The organism is Dietzia sp. B44 (genome assembly GCF_014145245.1).
GTDB lineage: Bacteria > Actinomycetota > Actinomycetes > Mycobacteriales > Mycobacteriaceae > Dietzia > Dietzia natronolimnaea.
On the sequence record NZ_JAALEF010000195.1, the window covers coordinates 1 to 13,224 of the forward strand.

At 69.4% G+C, this 13,224-nt stretch carries 13 protein-coding genes; 2 read left to right on the top strand and 11 right to left on the bottom strand.

Translation table 11 applies throughout. The features are described 5' to 3' along the window. The 6 genes from G6017_RS07195 to G6017_RS07220 form a co-directional block, all read right to left on the bottom strand. Nucleotides 1-429: helix-turn-helix transcriptional regulator (locus G6017_RS07195; RefSeq protein WP_524536255.1), on the bottom strand; the 429-nt coding region annotated here is incomplete at its 3' end. A 10-nt stretch (nt 430-439) separates the two neighbouring features. Next, entirely contained in the window at nt 440-1,846 is a 1,407-nt protein-coding gene (gene pafA, locus G6017_RS07200) for a Pup--protein ligase (RefSeq protein WP_179525264.1), read from the bottom strand. 6 nt (nt 1,847-1,852) lie between these two features. Next, nucleotides 1,853-2,029: a ubiquitin-like protein Pup gene (locus G6017_RS07205; protein WP_017836742.1), complete on the bottom strand. Its 177-nt coding sequence runs from the start codon at nt 2,027-2,029 to the stop codon at nt 1,853-1,855. Nucleotides 2,030-2,075: 46 nt separating this feature from the next. Beyond that, nucleotides 2,076-3,557, bottom strand: a complete 1,482-nt coding sequence (gene dop, locus G6017_RS07210) for a depupylase/deamidase Dop (protein ID WP_182616716.1) — start codon at nt 3,555-3,557, stop codon at nt 2,076-2,078. 32 nt (nt 3,558-3,589) lie between these two features. After that, nucleotides 3,590-5,290, bottom strand: coding sequence for a proteasome ATPase (arc, locus tag G6017_RS07215; protein ID WP_182609556.1), 1,701 nt, complete (start codon nt 5,288-5,290; stop codon nt 3,590-3,592). A gap of 115 nt (nt 5,291-5,405) precedes the next feature. Further along, entirely contained in the window at nt 5,406-6,245 is an 840-nt protein-coding gene (locus tag G6017_RS07220; RefSeq protein WP_179525267.1) for a tRNA (adenine-N1)-methyltransferase, read from the bottom strand. 57 nt (nt 6,246-6,302) lie between these two features. On the opposite strand from G6017_RS07220, the gene G6017_RS07225 reads away from it, so the two are divergent. Together G6017_RS07225 and G6017_RS07230 are read left to right on the top strand one after the other, a co-directional pair. After that, nucleotides 6,303-7,223 (top strand): PD-(D/E)XK nuclease family protein, encoded by a 921-nt coding sequence (locus G6017_RS07225; protein WP_182616698.1) that lies wholly within the window; start codon nt 6,303-6,305, stop codon nt 7,221-7,223. Continuing rightward, nucleotides 7,223-7,990 carry a thioesterase family protein gene (locus G6017_RS07230; RefSeq protein WP_182616718.1) on the top strand — a complete coding sequence of 256 codons (768 nt, stop codon included), beginning with the start codon at nt 7,223-7,225 and terminating at the stop codon, nt 7,988-7,990. Before G6017_RS07225 ends, G6017_RS07230 begins: the two co-directional genes overlap by 1 nt. A gap of 56 nt (nt 7,991-8,046) precedes the next feature. On the opposite strand, the gene hisG is transcribed toward G6017_RS07230, so the two are convergent. The 5 genes from hisG to metH all read right to left on the bottom strand — a co-directional run. Then, nucleotides 8,047-8,898: an ATP phosphoribosyltransferase gene (gene hisG / locus G6017_RS07235; protein ID WP_182616700.1), complete on the bottom strand. Its 852-nt coding sequence runs from the start codon at nt 8,896-8,898 to the stop codon at nt 8,047-8,049. A gap of 47 nt (nt 8,899-8,945) precedes the next feature. Further along, nucleotides 8,946-9,209, bottom strand: coding sequence for a phosphoribosyl-ATP diphosphatase (locus G6017_RS07240; RefSeq protein ID WP_182616702.1), 264 nt, complete (start codon nt 9,207-9,209; stop codon nt 8,946-8,948). Next, nucleotides 9,206-9,922, bottom strand: a complete 717-nt coding sequence (locus tag G6017_RS07245; protein WP_182616704.1) for an HAD family hydrolase — start codon at nt 9,920-9,922, stop codon at nt 9,206-9,208. Before G6017_RS07245 ends, G6017_RS07240 begins: the two co-directional genes overlap by 4 nt. 75 nt (nt 9,923-9,997) lie before the next feature. Beyond that, nucleotides 9,998-10,525: a hypothetical protein gene (locus G6017_RS07250; RefSeq protein WP_182616706.1), complete on the bottom strand. Its 528-nt coding sequence runs from the start codon at nt 10,523-10,525 to the stop codon at nt 9,998-10,000. Between the two features lie 100 nt (nt 10,526-10,625). Continuing rightward, nucleotides 10,626-13,224 (bottom strand): methionine synthase (gene metH, locus G6017_RS07255; protein WP_241731413.1); only part of this gene is annotated, 2,599 nt, incomplete at its 5' end.

Sequence of the window (13,224 nt, forward strand, 5' to 3'; positions counted from 1 at the left end):
TTCGGCCGGGTCCTCCACCGACACGGTCGCGCCGGCGTCGTGGACGGGGTCGATACCCGCGGCGGTGAGCTTGGCCAGCGCGCCGTCCGCCCGTGCGGCCCGCTCCCCCTCGCGCCAGACCTCCGAGGCCACGGCCAACACGCCGGCCTGTTCGGGGGTGAGGGTGATCTCCGGGAGCTCGTAACCCCGGGCGGGGATCCGGTACCCGGCCGGGGACCCCGGTGCGAGTGAGGCTCCCTGTTCGAGGGGGACGCCGACGTCGCGGAGTTCCCGCTTGTCCCGTTCGAACATCCTCAGGTAGGCGGCCTCGTTCTCGCAGTCGTCGTATCCCTGGACCATCCTGCGGATCTCGCCCGCGGACAGGTAGGCGCTGGTTGACCGCAGGCAGATGACGAGGTTGACCAGTCGTTGCGACTTGGAGGTGGACACGGGCAGGACGCTATCGCCCGAGCGCGGCGATGAGGTCGTCGACACGCGGGTCCTCCGCTGCGAACGGGTCGGTGAGAGCGACCGTGGGCAGGGTGCCGTCGGCGACCTTCAGATGCACCCAGTCCACCGTGTAGTCGCGTCCGGCCCCGGCGGCCGCGGAGATGAATCGACCTCGCAGTGCCGCGCGGGTGGTCTCCGGCGCGGAGTGCCGGGCCCTGTCGATCTCGGGGTCGTCCACGACCCGTGAGACCAGGCCGCGGCGCTCGAGCACCGAGTGCAACCCACGTCCCGGTCGGATGTCGTGGTAGGTCAGGTCGATCTGGGCGAGCCTGGGGTGATCGAGGTCGGCCCCGGTCCGGTCCTGTACCTGTCGGATCAGCCGGAGCTTCGCGGCCCAGTCGATGTCCGCGGCGATCGCGTCGTGGTCACCGGACTCGACCGCGTCGAGGACCCGTTCCCACAGGGCCACGCATCGCTCCACGACCGGGCGGTCGTCGCGCTCCCACCCGCCGCGAGCGAGGTGGCGGTGGACGGCGGCCAGGAACTCCCGCTGGATCTCCAGGGCGGTCATCGTGGTGCCGTCGGTGAGCCCGACCGGCCGGGTTCCGGTGAGGTCGCGGCTGATCTCCCTGATCGCGCGGACCGGGTGGGCGATCGCCATCGGACGCAGTTCGACGCCGGCCTCGAGCATCTCCAGCACGAGCCGGGTGCTGGCGATCTTGAGCAGTGTCGTGGTCTCGATCATGTTGGAGTCGCCCACGATCACGTGCATCCGCCTGAACCGGGTCGAGTCCGCGTGCGGCTCGTCACGGGTGTTGATGAGCGGCCGCGAACGCGTGGTGGCCGACGAGACGCCGTCCCACATGTGTTCGGCGCGCTGGGAGAAGCAGAATGTCGGACCCTCGTCCTCCGCGACGCCCACCCCGGCCGGGGTCCCGGGCAGGATCTTGCCCGCGCCGCAGATCAGTTGGCGGCTCACCAGGAACGGCAGCAGGGTGGTGGCCATGCTCCTGACCTGGGTCGAGCGGTCCAGAAGGTAGTTCTCGTGGGACCCGTAGGAGTTCCCGACCGTATCGGTGTTGTTCTTGAACAGGTAGACCTTGGCATCGATCCCCTCGGTCGCGAGCGACTGCTCGGCACGGACGGCGAGATCGTCGATGATCCGCTCCCCCGCCCTGTCGTGGGCCACGATCTGTTCCAGGCCGTCGCACTCCGCGGTCGCGTACTCGGGATGGGAGCCGACGTCCAGGTAGAGGCGGGACCCGTTCTCGAGGAACACGTTCGAGCTGCGCCACCGCTCGACGACGGGCCGGAAGAAGTACCGGGCGATCTCGTCGGGCCCGAGCGATCGCGAGCCCTCGCCACCGACGCTGGTGATCCCGAACTCCGTCTCGATCCCGACGATGCGACGGATCATGGCTGTCTACTGCCCGCCCTTCTGGACGTAGGACTTCACGAACTCCTCGGCGTTGGTCTCGAGGATGTCGTCGATCTCGTCGAGGAGGGAATCGGCGGACGAGGTCTGGGCGGTCTTGGCGACCTGCCCGGCCTCGTCGTCCGACTCGCCTGCGCCGCCGGCGCTCTTCTGGATCTGGGACATGGTGTGGGCTGCTCCTGTGTCGGTGTGGGCGGGGTGGACGGGGTGCTCAGTGGACAGGCGGGCCGTCGGGGCTGAGGAAGTCCGGGTGGGCGTCGCAGTGGGCCCGGGTCCCCGTGTACGGGTCGGCCAGGTCGACGTGACGGTGGTCGCCGCGGGAATCGACGACGACGACGTGATCCCATCCCGCGGCGTGGATGCGGTCGCCGAGCTCGGCCAGGAAGCGACCCCTGGCCCAGGCCCGCGTGGACTCGGGAGGGGTCGTGATCGCGGCCTCCACCTGTGCCTCGGTGACCAGTCTGCGCATGGCCCCCTTGCTCACGAGACGGTTGTAGAGTCCGCGGTCGGGGTCGATGTCGTGGTACTGGACGTCAATGAGGGCGAGTCGCGCGTGGTCCCATCCCAGCGAGTCCCGTGTCCGGAACCCCTCCAGGAGCCGGAGTTTGGCCGGCCAGTCGAGCCGGTCGGCGCATGACATCGGGTTCTGCTCGAGCGCGTCGAGGATCTCCCGCCACTCGGCCAGGACCTCGACGGCCCATCCGGGACGGCCCGTGCCGTCCCCGACGAGCGCGGAGACGCGGCCGAGGATCTCCCGCTGGAGGGCGATCCCCGTGAACTCCCGTCCGTCGGGCAGGGCGACGGTGGCGGTGAGGGTCGGGTCGTGGCTGATGATGTGCACCGCCTCGACCGGGTCGACCGGGACCAGGTCGGAGAAGTCGACTCCGGCCTCGATCGCGTCGAGCACGAGGCAGGTGGTGCCGATCTTGAGGTACGTGGCCAGCTCGGACATGGTCGCGTCGCCGATGATGACGTGGAGACGCCGCCATGTCTCATCCGGGGCGTGCGGCTCGTCGCGGGTGTTGATGATCCCGCGGCGCAGTGTGGTCTCGAGTCCGGTGAGGACCTCGATGTAGTCGGCACGCTGGGAGAGCTGGAAACCCGCCTCCTCGCCGGACTGGCCGAGGCCGACGCGACCGGCCCCGCAGTACACCTGGCGGGAGAGCAGATGCGGCGCCAGGCTCATCGTCAGGGCGTCGAAGTCGACGTCGCGACGCACGAGGTAGTTCTCGTGGGCGCCGTAGGACGCGCCCTTGCCGTCGACGTTGTTCTTGTAGAGCTTGAGCTCGGCGTTGCCCTCGACGGCGGACGACTCGCGGCCGGCCCGGTGCATGATCCGTTCCCCCGCCTTGTCCCAGATCACGGCGTCGATCGGCGAGTCCACCTCGGGCGACGAGTACTCGGGGTGCGCGTGGTCGACGTAGAAGCGTGCGCCGTTGGTCAGTACCCGGTTGGTCACCCCGAACTCGCTGGGGTCGTAGGCGCGGGCGGAGCCGAGATCGAACCCCCGGGCGTCGCGGAGGGGTGATTCGGACCCGTAGTCCCAGCGGGTCCCGTCGGTCGCCCCGGAACCCTCACTCGGGTCGGTGTAGGCCTTGACCACCTGGGTCGAGGTGACCACCGAACTGAGCAGCGGCTGGCCCACCGCGACTATCCCGAACTCGATCTCGGTCCCGATCACCCGGCCACGCATGCTCTCGCCGGACGTGGTCCGGACGGGCGGGGTCACCGGTCGTCCTCCCGGCTCGGGACGGTGACCTCGACCACGCGTTCACCGCGGACGCCCGTCAGACGCGCCCACTCCTGCGGGTTGGAGGTGTTGGGCAGGTCGGTGTTCTCCGCGAACTCCGCGTCGACGGCGTCGAGGAAGTCGTCGGTCGTCAGACCCTGCCCGGTGCCGTGCACGATGTCCTTGATCGCGAGCTTCTTGGCCCGGTCCACGATGTTGCGCAGCATCGCCCCGGAGGTCAGGTCCGCGAGGTACAGGGACGACCGGCGGCCCGATGCGTAGACCAGATGGACGTAGGTCGTGGACTCGTCCCTGGTGTAGAGCCGGTCGACGATGCGCGAGATGAGACCCCGGACGTGCTCGGCGCCATCGGTCGAACCGACCTCGTCCGGGTCGAAACGAAGGTCGGGGGTGATGTACTTGGCCAGGATGTCGGCCGCGGCGTCGGCGTCCGGCCGGTCGATGCGGATCTTGAGATCGAGACGCCCCGGTCGCAGGATCGCCGGGTCGATCATGTCCTCCCGGTTGGAGGCACCGATGACGATGACGTTGCGCAGGTCCTCCACGCCGTCGATCTCGGCGAGGAGCTGCGGGACGATCGTGGTCTCCATGTCCGAGGAGATGCCCGACCCGCGGGTGCGGAAGATCGAGTCCATCTCGTCGAAGAAGACGATCACCGGGTTGCCCTCGGTCGCCTTCTCCCGCGCCCGCTCGAAGATCGACCGGATGTGTCGCTCGGTCTCTCCCACGTACTTGTTGAGCAGTTCCGGGCCCTTGATGGAGAGGAAGTACGAGTTGGGGTACCGGCCGTCGGTGACGTCCTGTCCGCGCGACTTCGCGGAGGCCAGCGCCAGCGAGTGCGCGACCGCCTTGGCGATCAGGGTCTTTCCGCACCCGGGAGGGCCGTAGAGGAGGACGCCCTTGGGCGGGGAGAGATGGAACTCGCGGTACAGGTCGTGATGGATGAAGGGCAGTTCGATGGCGTCACGGATCTGCTCGATCTGGGGGCCGAGACCGCCGATGTCGGAGTACTCGACCATCGGGATCTCCTCGAGCAGGAGCTCGTCGACCTCGGCCTTGGGCACGACCTCGAACGCCACGCCGGCCTTGGGGTCCACCAGGACCGCGTCGCCCGGGCGCACCGGAGCCGGGTGATCGGCGGTCCGCCCGCCGCGCAGGCCGGTCGCCAGATGCACGACGTGCTCCTCGTCGTTGCCCATCACCACGCGGGCCCGCACGCCGTCGGCCAGGACGTCCCGGAAGACGGCGGTCACGCCCGTGACCGGGAGTCCGGTGCAGGCCTCGATGACGGTCATGGCCTCGTTGAGCCGGACGGTGGCCCCCGCCGAGAGGACGGAGGCGTCGACCCCGGGCGCGAGAGTGAGCCGCATCCGCCGACCGGCGGCCATGACCTCGGCGGTCTCGGCGTCCGTCGGTTCCTGCAGCACGATCCCGTAGGTGCTGGGCGGTGTGCCGAGGCGCTCGACCTCGCCCTTGAGGGCCTCCAGCTGATCACGGGAGTCCTTGAGGAGCTCGGCGAGCCTGACGTTGCGGGCGCCGAGGGCGTCGATCTTGACCGACTTCTCGCGGTCCGTGCGGGCCCCCTCGTCGACCGCCCTGCGCAGCCGCGCGAGCTCGACCCGGTCCAGCGTCACGCTGTCGCCGCCCCGCTCGTCCGGGGAACGTCCCTCGGTCACCTCGATCACCTGCCCTCCGACTCTCGGACGACACCCTCGTCGTCGTCGCCTCCACCCTATCGCCGGGGTGAGTGGCCGCGTGAGGGGCGGGTGAGTGCGACTCCTCGGGCCGAACTCAGTGCTTGCCGGCCCGGCGCCTGGGCTTGAGCGTGGTCACGCCCTCCGCGAGTCGACGGGCGGTGACCAGGAACGCGGTGTGGCCCTGGATGCGGTGCTCGGGGCGGACGGCCAGGCCCACCACGTGCCACCCGCGGTTGATCGACTCCCACGCCCGGGGTTCGGTCCAGCACTCCTGGCGCCGGAGCGCCTCCACGACGTCCGACATCTGGGTGGTGGTGGCCACGTACACCACCAGGACCCCCCCGGGCACCAGCACGTCGCTCACCGTGGGCAGGCACTCCCAGGGCGCGAGCATGTCCAGCACCACCCGGTCGACCTGTCCGCCCAGGGCCTCGACCGACGTCTCCGCCAGGTCGGCGACCCGCAGGTCCCAGTTCTCGGGGTGTTCGCCGTAGAAGGTCCGGACGTTGCGCTCGGCGTGCTCGGCGTGGTCCTCGCGGATCTCGTACGACAACACCCGGCCCCCGGGGCCCACCGCACGCAGCAGCGAACAGGTCAGGGCGCCGGAACCCGCGCCCGCCTCGAGCACCCGTGCGCCGGGGAACACGTCGCCCTCGTGGACGATCTGTGCGGCGTCCTTGGGGTAGATGACCTGGGCGCCGCGCGGCATCGACAGGACGTAGTCGGTGAGCAGCGGACGTAGCGCCAGGTAGTCGGCATCCCCGGACGACCTGACGATCGACCCCTCCGGGGTACCGATCAGGTCGTCGTGGCGGACGGCGCCGTGGTGGGTGAAGAACTCGGCTCCCTCGACCAGGACGACGGTGTACTTGCGTCCCTTGGTGTCGGTGAGCTGGACGCGGTCGCCGATGACGAACGGGCCGGATCGCTGCACAGTGGACCTCCAGGGGACGGCGGCCGGTTGTCCGACCGGTTGTCTACCCTGCCAGGTGTGACGGATCCCCTGGAAATCGGACGCACTGGCTCCCCGGCCGGTCCGGAGGGCGTGCCCCCGCCGGAGCGCAGGCCCCTGGCGTTGTCGGCGTCGCGGGCGGCGGACTTCCGGCAGTGCCCGCTGCTCTACCGGCTCAAGGCGATCGACCGGATCCCGGAGCCGAAGACCCGCGCCCAGGTCCTGGGTACCGTCGTCCACTCGGTGCTCGAGGACCTGTACGCACTGGAGCAGTCGGAGCGCGCCCCGGAGCGCGCCGCGGAGCTGGTCCCCGCCGCGGTGGAGCACTTCTACGCGGTCGGCGGCGGCGCCGAGGTGGTGCCGCTCTCCGACCGGGCGGAGTTCCAGACGGAGGTCGCCGCGTTGGTGTCCGCGCTCTACGGTGTCGAGGATCCCCGGCGCTTCTCCCCCGCCGCGTGTGAGCAGTACCTCGTCACCTCGACCGCGTCCGGTACCCCGCTCCACGGGTACCTGGACCGGGTCGACGTGGCGCCGACCGGTGAGGTCAGGGTGGTCGACTACAAGACGGGTAAGCCACCACATCCGCGTTACCAGACTCAGGCGATGTTCCAGATGCGGTTCTACGCCCTGATGTACCAGCAGATCCACGGGGTGATGCCGGCACAACTCAAGCTGATCTATCTCAGGAACGGCAGCTGGCTGACCCTCTCCCCCGATCTCGCCACGCTCGTGGAGACCGAGACCGAGCTCGACTCACTGTGGGCGGAGATAGAGCGGGCGGGTGAGTCCGGGATCTTCCCCCCGCGCACCTCCCGGCTGTGCGACTGGTGCAACCACCAGGCGTTGTGCCCGGCGTTCGGGGGTACCCCGCCGGAGTACCCGGGATGGCCGGGGCGTCGCGTGATACCTCTCGATCCGGGGACGCCCGATGCGGGACACGCCGGACCGAGGAGCACATGATGACGCAGGCCTACTTCGAGCCGTTGGGCACGGATGACGGCTGGGAAGTGTTCCGGGCGACCCCGCACACGGTGAGCGCCTGGGGCCCGGATCTGCAGCACGGGTCTCCGCCCTCGGCCGTCCTCACCCGCGCCATGGATCGCCTCGAGCGGACGGAGACGACGAGGATCGCCCGGGTCACGGTGGACCTGCTGGGCCCGGTGCCGCTGGGCGAGGTCCGTACCCGGGCCCGCGTCGTCCGTCCCGGTCGCCGGATCCAGCTGCTGGAGTCGGAACTGGAAGCGGGGGGTCGGATCGTCGCCCGGGCGAGTGCCTGGCGGATGGCCGTCGGCGACACCGCCGAGGTCGAGCAGTCGGCCGACCGTCCGCGCGAGCTCCCGGAGGTGGATCGCGACAGCGGCTTCTTCGACCGGTGGACCAGTGGCTACATCGACTCGCTGGAGATCCGCGGTGCGGGCGACGGGGTCGTCTGGGCCCGTCCCACCCTCCCCCTGGTCTCCGGGGAGGAGATGACTCCGGCGGAACGGGTCATGTCGGTGGCCGACATCGCGAACGGCGTCGGGGCCGTTCTCGAACCCGACGAATGGCGGTTCCTCAACACCGATCTGGTCACCCACCTGCACCGGCGGCCCGTCGGCGAGTGGATCGGGGTCACCGCGGACGCGTCGATCGGCCCCGACGGCGTCGGGGCCACGTCCGGGACCCTGTACGACGAGGTGGGAGCCATCGGCCACACGCTGCAGGCTCTGCTCGTCGAGCGGGCCTGAGCCGACAGGGTGTCCAGGCGTGCCGCACGCCTCCACACCCCCCGGACAGCGGGGCGTCACCCCATGCGGCAGGACCGGATGTCCGTGGCGATGACCGCCTTGGCGCCGGCCGCGACGAGCTCGTCCATGATCGAGTTGACCTTCTTGCGGGGCACCATCGACCGGACCGCCACCCAGGCAGGATCGGCCATCGGGGAGACGGTGGGTGACTCGATGCCAGGGGTGATGGCCGAGACCGACTCCAGGAGCTCCTTGGGGCAGTCGTAGTCCAACATCATGTACTGCTGGGCAAACACGACGCCCTGCAGGCGGGCCCTCATCTGTGCCATCGCAGGGGTCGTCTCGGCGCCGGCACGGGAGATCAGCACACCCATCGAGTCGCACAGGACGTCGCCGAACGCCTCCAGGCCGTGCACCTTGAGCGTCCGACCCGAACCCACCACGTCGGCGATGCAGTCCGCCACCCCGAGCTGGATGGAGATCTCCACCGCGCCGTCCAGCCGGATGACCTCCGCTTCGATCCCCCGCTGTTCGAGATCGCGGCGGACGATGTTGGGGTACGACGTCGCGATTCGGGCCCCCGCCAGACGGTCCGTGGTCCACCCGGCACCGGAGGGGCCGGCGTAGCGGAAGGTGGAGTGTCCGAAGCCCAGGTCGAGCAGCTCGTCGACCTCCGCCATCGAGTCCATGCTCAGGTCCCTGCCGGTGATCCCCAGCTCGAGTCGCCCCGAGCCCACGTAGACGGCGATGTCCTTGGGTCGCAGGAAGAAGAACTCGACGTCGTTCTCACGGTCGATCAGTGTGAGGTCCTTGCTGCCCTCGGTCCGCCGGCGGTACCCCGCCTCGGACAGCATCTCGGAGGCGGACTCGGACAGGGCGCCCTTGTTGGGCACTGCGACACGCAGCATGATGGCGGCTCCAGTATTCGGTGCGGGAGGGGTGGTCGGGGTGGCGGTCAGAGATGCCGGTAGACGTCCTCGAGACTGAGTCCGCGCTTGAGCATCATGACCTGGGTCCAGTAGAGGAGCTGCGAGATTTCCTCGGCCAGCTCCTCGTCCGACTGGTACTCGGCGGCGATCCACACCTCGCCCGCCTCTTCGTTGACCTTCTTGCCGAGATGGTGCACGCCCTTGTCGAAGGCGGCGACGGTGCCGGAGCCCTCGGGTCGCGCGGCGATGCGCTCGGACAGCTCGGCGAACAGGGAGTCGAAGGTCTTCACGCGCCCGATTGTCCCACAGCCGCAGCCACGGGCGTGCCCGAGGTGAGGGCGACGAGACCGGACGCGTTCACGCCCGTGAGGCTCGGGTGGGTGTGTGCCCCGACCACGTCCGGTTGTCCGTCGGTCGACGGGACGTACAGGACCCGGCATCCCGCGGCGACCGCCGAGGTGGCGCCGGTGACCGAGTCCTCGACCGCCACGGCGGTGGTGGCCTCGACCCCGAGCCGCGAGCACGCCAGCAGGTAGGGGTCGGGTGCCGGCTTGGGGTCGGCCACCATGCACCCCGTCACCACCACATCGAACCGCGAACGGTCGATGAACTCCAGCGGCACCGCCGCGACGTCTGCGGTCGTGTTGGTCACCAGGGCGACCGGGGCGTTGGCCGAGGCGAGGTCCTCCAGCAGCTCCTCGGCCCCCGGCCGCCACCGCATATCGGACCGCATCAGCTCGGTGACCCGTGAGTTGAGCCGGAGGGCCAGTCGATCGAACTCGGCGCCCTCGATGGTGCGCCCGGTGTACTCGCCCAGGATCGCGAAGAACCCGGGGAGCGAGTTGCCCAGGGTCCGCTCGCGGGTCGCCTCGTCGAGCGGACGGCCCAGGTACTCGGCGAGCTCGTAGACGGCGATGTCCCACAATCGCTCGGTGTCGACGAGCGTGCCGTCCATGTCGAGACACACGGCGGCGGGGAGACGGGAGTACGAAATGCTGGTCACGGGCTACTGTCTACCGGACGACGGGCCACCGGGGGTACCGTGACCGGCCCCGTTGGTTCCTCCGTCAACCGCCGTTCAGTGGCAGTTCCCCGCAGAAACGAGGAATCGTTCGGTGTGGGTTGCGGAGGCGAACGGTGCGACCGACCCGGGGGCGAAGGTGGGTAGGGCGGACCTACTGGTGGTGATGGTGACCGCCAGCCGTCCGTGTCCGGTGAACACCCCGCCGACGCCCACTTCGGGTCCGGTCGACTGGACCGTGCGCACGCCCCTCGCGTCGGTATCGATGTTGTGCCACTCCACGGTGGCGGAGTTGAACGGGAAGAGGGTTGCCGAGAAGTCGAACGAGCCGACGGGCTGGTCGAGGTCCCTGGCGTTCGCGCTCAGTGCCTGGTGGAAGCGCTCGTCTCCGCCCAGCTTGCAGGTGGTGAAGGCGCCGAAGCGAATGGTGTGCTCGCCGCCCAGCGGGTACGGCATACGGACGTCCCAGGCCGGCGAGGGGTGCCACACCTGGGCCGAGGCCGCAGGCGCGAGTGCCACGGCTGCCCCTCCGGCGAGAAGGCTCGCCACACAGGTCAGGGCGGCTGATCGACGGAAGGTGGTCATATCTGGCTCCTCGCCGGCGCTCTCGGTGGACTGTCGCCGAGTTGGTCTCTCTCTGTTCATCGACCGGGCATCACAAGGTGTTAGCAGTGCGGTGCCCTGGTCAGACGTTGAAGTACTTGGCCTCCGGGTGGTAGAGCACGAACGCATCCGTGGACTGCTCGGGATGCAGCTGCAGTTCCTCCGACAGCTCGACCCCGATTCGCTCCGGCTCCAGCAGGTCCACCACGACCTTGCGGGACTCCAGGTCCGGGCACGCGCCGTAACCGAAGCTGTAGCGGGCTCCCCGGTACTTGAGGTCGAAGTAGTCGTGAATGGTGTCGGGGTCCTCGTCCGAGACAGCGCCCTCGGGCAGGCGCAGTTCGTCGCGCACCCGCCGGTGCCAGAACTCGGCCAGCGCCTCGGTGAGCTGGACCGACAGGCCGTGGACCTCGAGGTAGTCGCGGTAGTTGTCCGCCGCGAACAGCTCGTTGGCGAAGTCCGCGATCGGGGTCCCCATGGTGACGAGCTGGAAGGGCAGGACGTCGACGGTTCCCTCGGCCTCGCAACGCTCCTTGGAGGCCAGGAAATCCGGGATGCTCAGGAACCGTCCCCGCTGTTGGCGGGGGAAGGAGATCCGGTGCAGCACCTCCGCGTCCGGACGAGGCTCGGCCAGCACACAGATGTCCTCGCCGTCGGAGTAGGCCGGGAAGTACCCGTAGACCACAGCGGAGTGGGCCAGGATCCTCTCGGTGGTGAGACGGTCGATCCATGAACGCATGCGCGGCCGACCCTCGGTGGCGACCAGCTCGTCGTAATCGGGGCCGTCCCCGCTGCGCGTCCCGCGAAGTCCCCACTGCCCGAAGAACAGCGCACGCTCGTCGAGGTGACCGACGTAGTCGGCGACGGGGATGCCCTTGGCGATCCGTGTGCCCCAGAAGGGCGGGGTGGCGATCGGCTGGTCCGCCGCGACGTCCGACCTCGCCGGGACGACGACGGGCTCGGCCTCGGCGGCCCGTTTGGCGGCGATCCGCTCGCTGCGGGCCCGGCGCTCGCGCCGTTCGGCGGCCTTGGCCGACGCGTCCGAGGACTCGGACATGGGGACGCCGGTCCGCTTGGCCGCCATCACCTCGTCCATCAGGCGCAGTCCCTCGAACGCGTCGCGGGCGTAGAACACGTCGCCCTCGTACATCCCGGCGAGGTCCACCTCGACGTAGGCGCGCGTCAGGGCGGCACCACCCAGCAGGACCGGGAAGTCGCCGGCGATGCCCTCGGAGTTGAGCTCCGCGAGGTTGTCCTTCATCACCACGGTGGACTTGACCAGGAGGCCGGACATGCCGATCACGTCGGCCTTGTGCTCCCGGGCCGCCGAGATGATGTCCGCGATCGGCTGCTTGATGCCGATGTTGACCACGTCGTACCCGTTGTTGGACAGGATGATGTCCACCAGGTTCTTGCCGATGTCGTGGACGTCGCCCTTGACCGTCGCCAGGACGATGCGGCCCTTGCCGTCCTCGTCGCTCGCCTCCATGTGGGGTTCCAGATGGGCGACAGCGGTCTTCATGGTCTCGGCAGACTGCAGGACGAACGGCAGCTGCATCTGGCCCGAACCGAACAGTTCGCCGACCGTCTTCATGCCACTGAGCAGGTGGGTGTTGATGATCTCGAGCGGGGGGATCTCCTGCATCGCCGCGTCGAGATCGGCTTCGAGGCCCTTGCGCTCGCCGTCGACGATCCGCGCCGACAAGCGGTCCATGAGCGGCATCGCGGCGAGCTCGGCCGCTCTCGCGTCCTTGGTGCTCGCGGTGGACACACCGTCGAAGAGCTCCATGAACACCTGGAGCGGGTCGTACCCCTCCTTGCGGCGGTCGTAGACGAGGTCGAGCGCGACCTCCCGCTGGCGATCGTCGATCTTGCTCATGGGCAGGATCTTGGAGCTGTGCGCGATCGCGGTGTCCAGGCCGACCTGGATGCACTCGTGCAGGAACACGGAGTTGAGCACCTGGCGCGCGGCGGGATTGAGGCCGAACGAGATGTTGGACAGTCCCAACGTGGTGTGGATTCTCGGGTGCGATCGGGTGAGCCTGCGAATGGCCTCGATGGTCTCGATCCCGTCCCGTCGCACCTCCTCCTGGCCGGTGGAGATGGGGAAGGTCAGGCAGTCGATGATGATGTCGTCCTCGGCGATCCCCCAGTTCTCCGTGAGGTCGGCGATGATCCGCTCCGCGATCTCGACCTTGCGGTCCGCCGTGCGCGCCTGGCCCTCCTCGTCGATGGCCAGCCCGACCACCGCGGCGCCGTGGCGCGAGACCAGTTCCATGATCCTCTGGAATCGCGAGTCCGGTCCGGCCCCGTCCTCGTAGTTGACCGAGTTGACCGTGCACCGTCCGCCGAGGTGCTCCAGGCCCGTCCGGATGACCTCGGGTTCGGTCGAGTCGAGCATGATCGGCAGGGTCGAGGAGGTCGACAGCCGTCCGGCCAACTCGGCCATGTCCCCCGAGCCGTCCCGGCCGACGTAGTCCACGCAGAGGTCGATCATCTGCGCCCCGTCCCGCATCTGCTCCTTGGCGATGTCCATGCAGGTGTCCCAGTCGGCGGCGAGCATCGCGTCCCGGAACCGCTTGGACCCGTTGGCGTTGGTGCGCTCGCCGATCATGAGGATGCCGGCGTCGGCCCGCAGCGGCGTCGAGCTGTAGAGGGAGGCGACCGCGTTGACCGGCTCA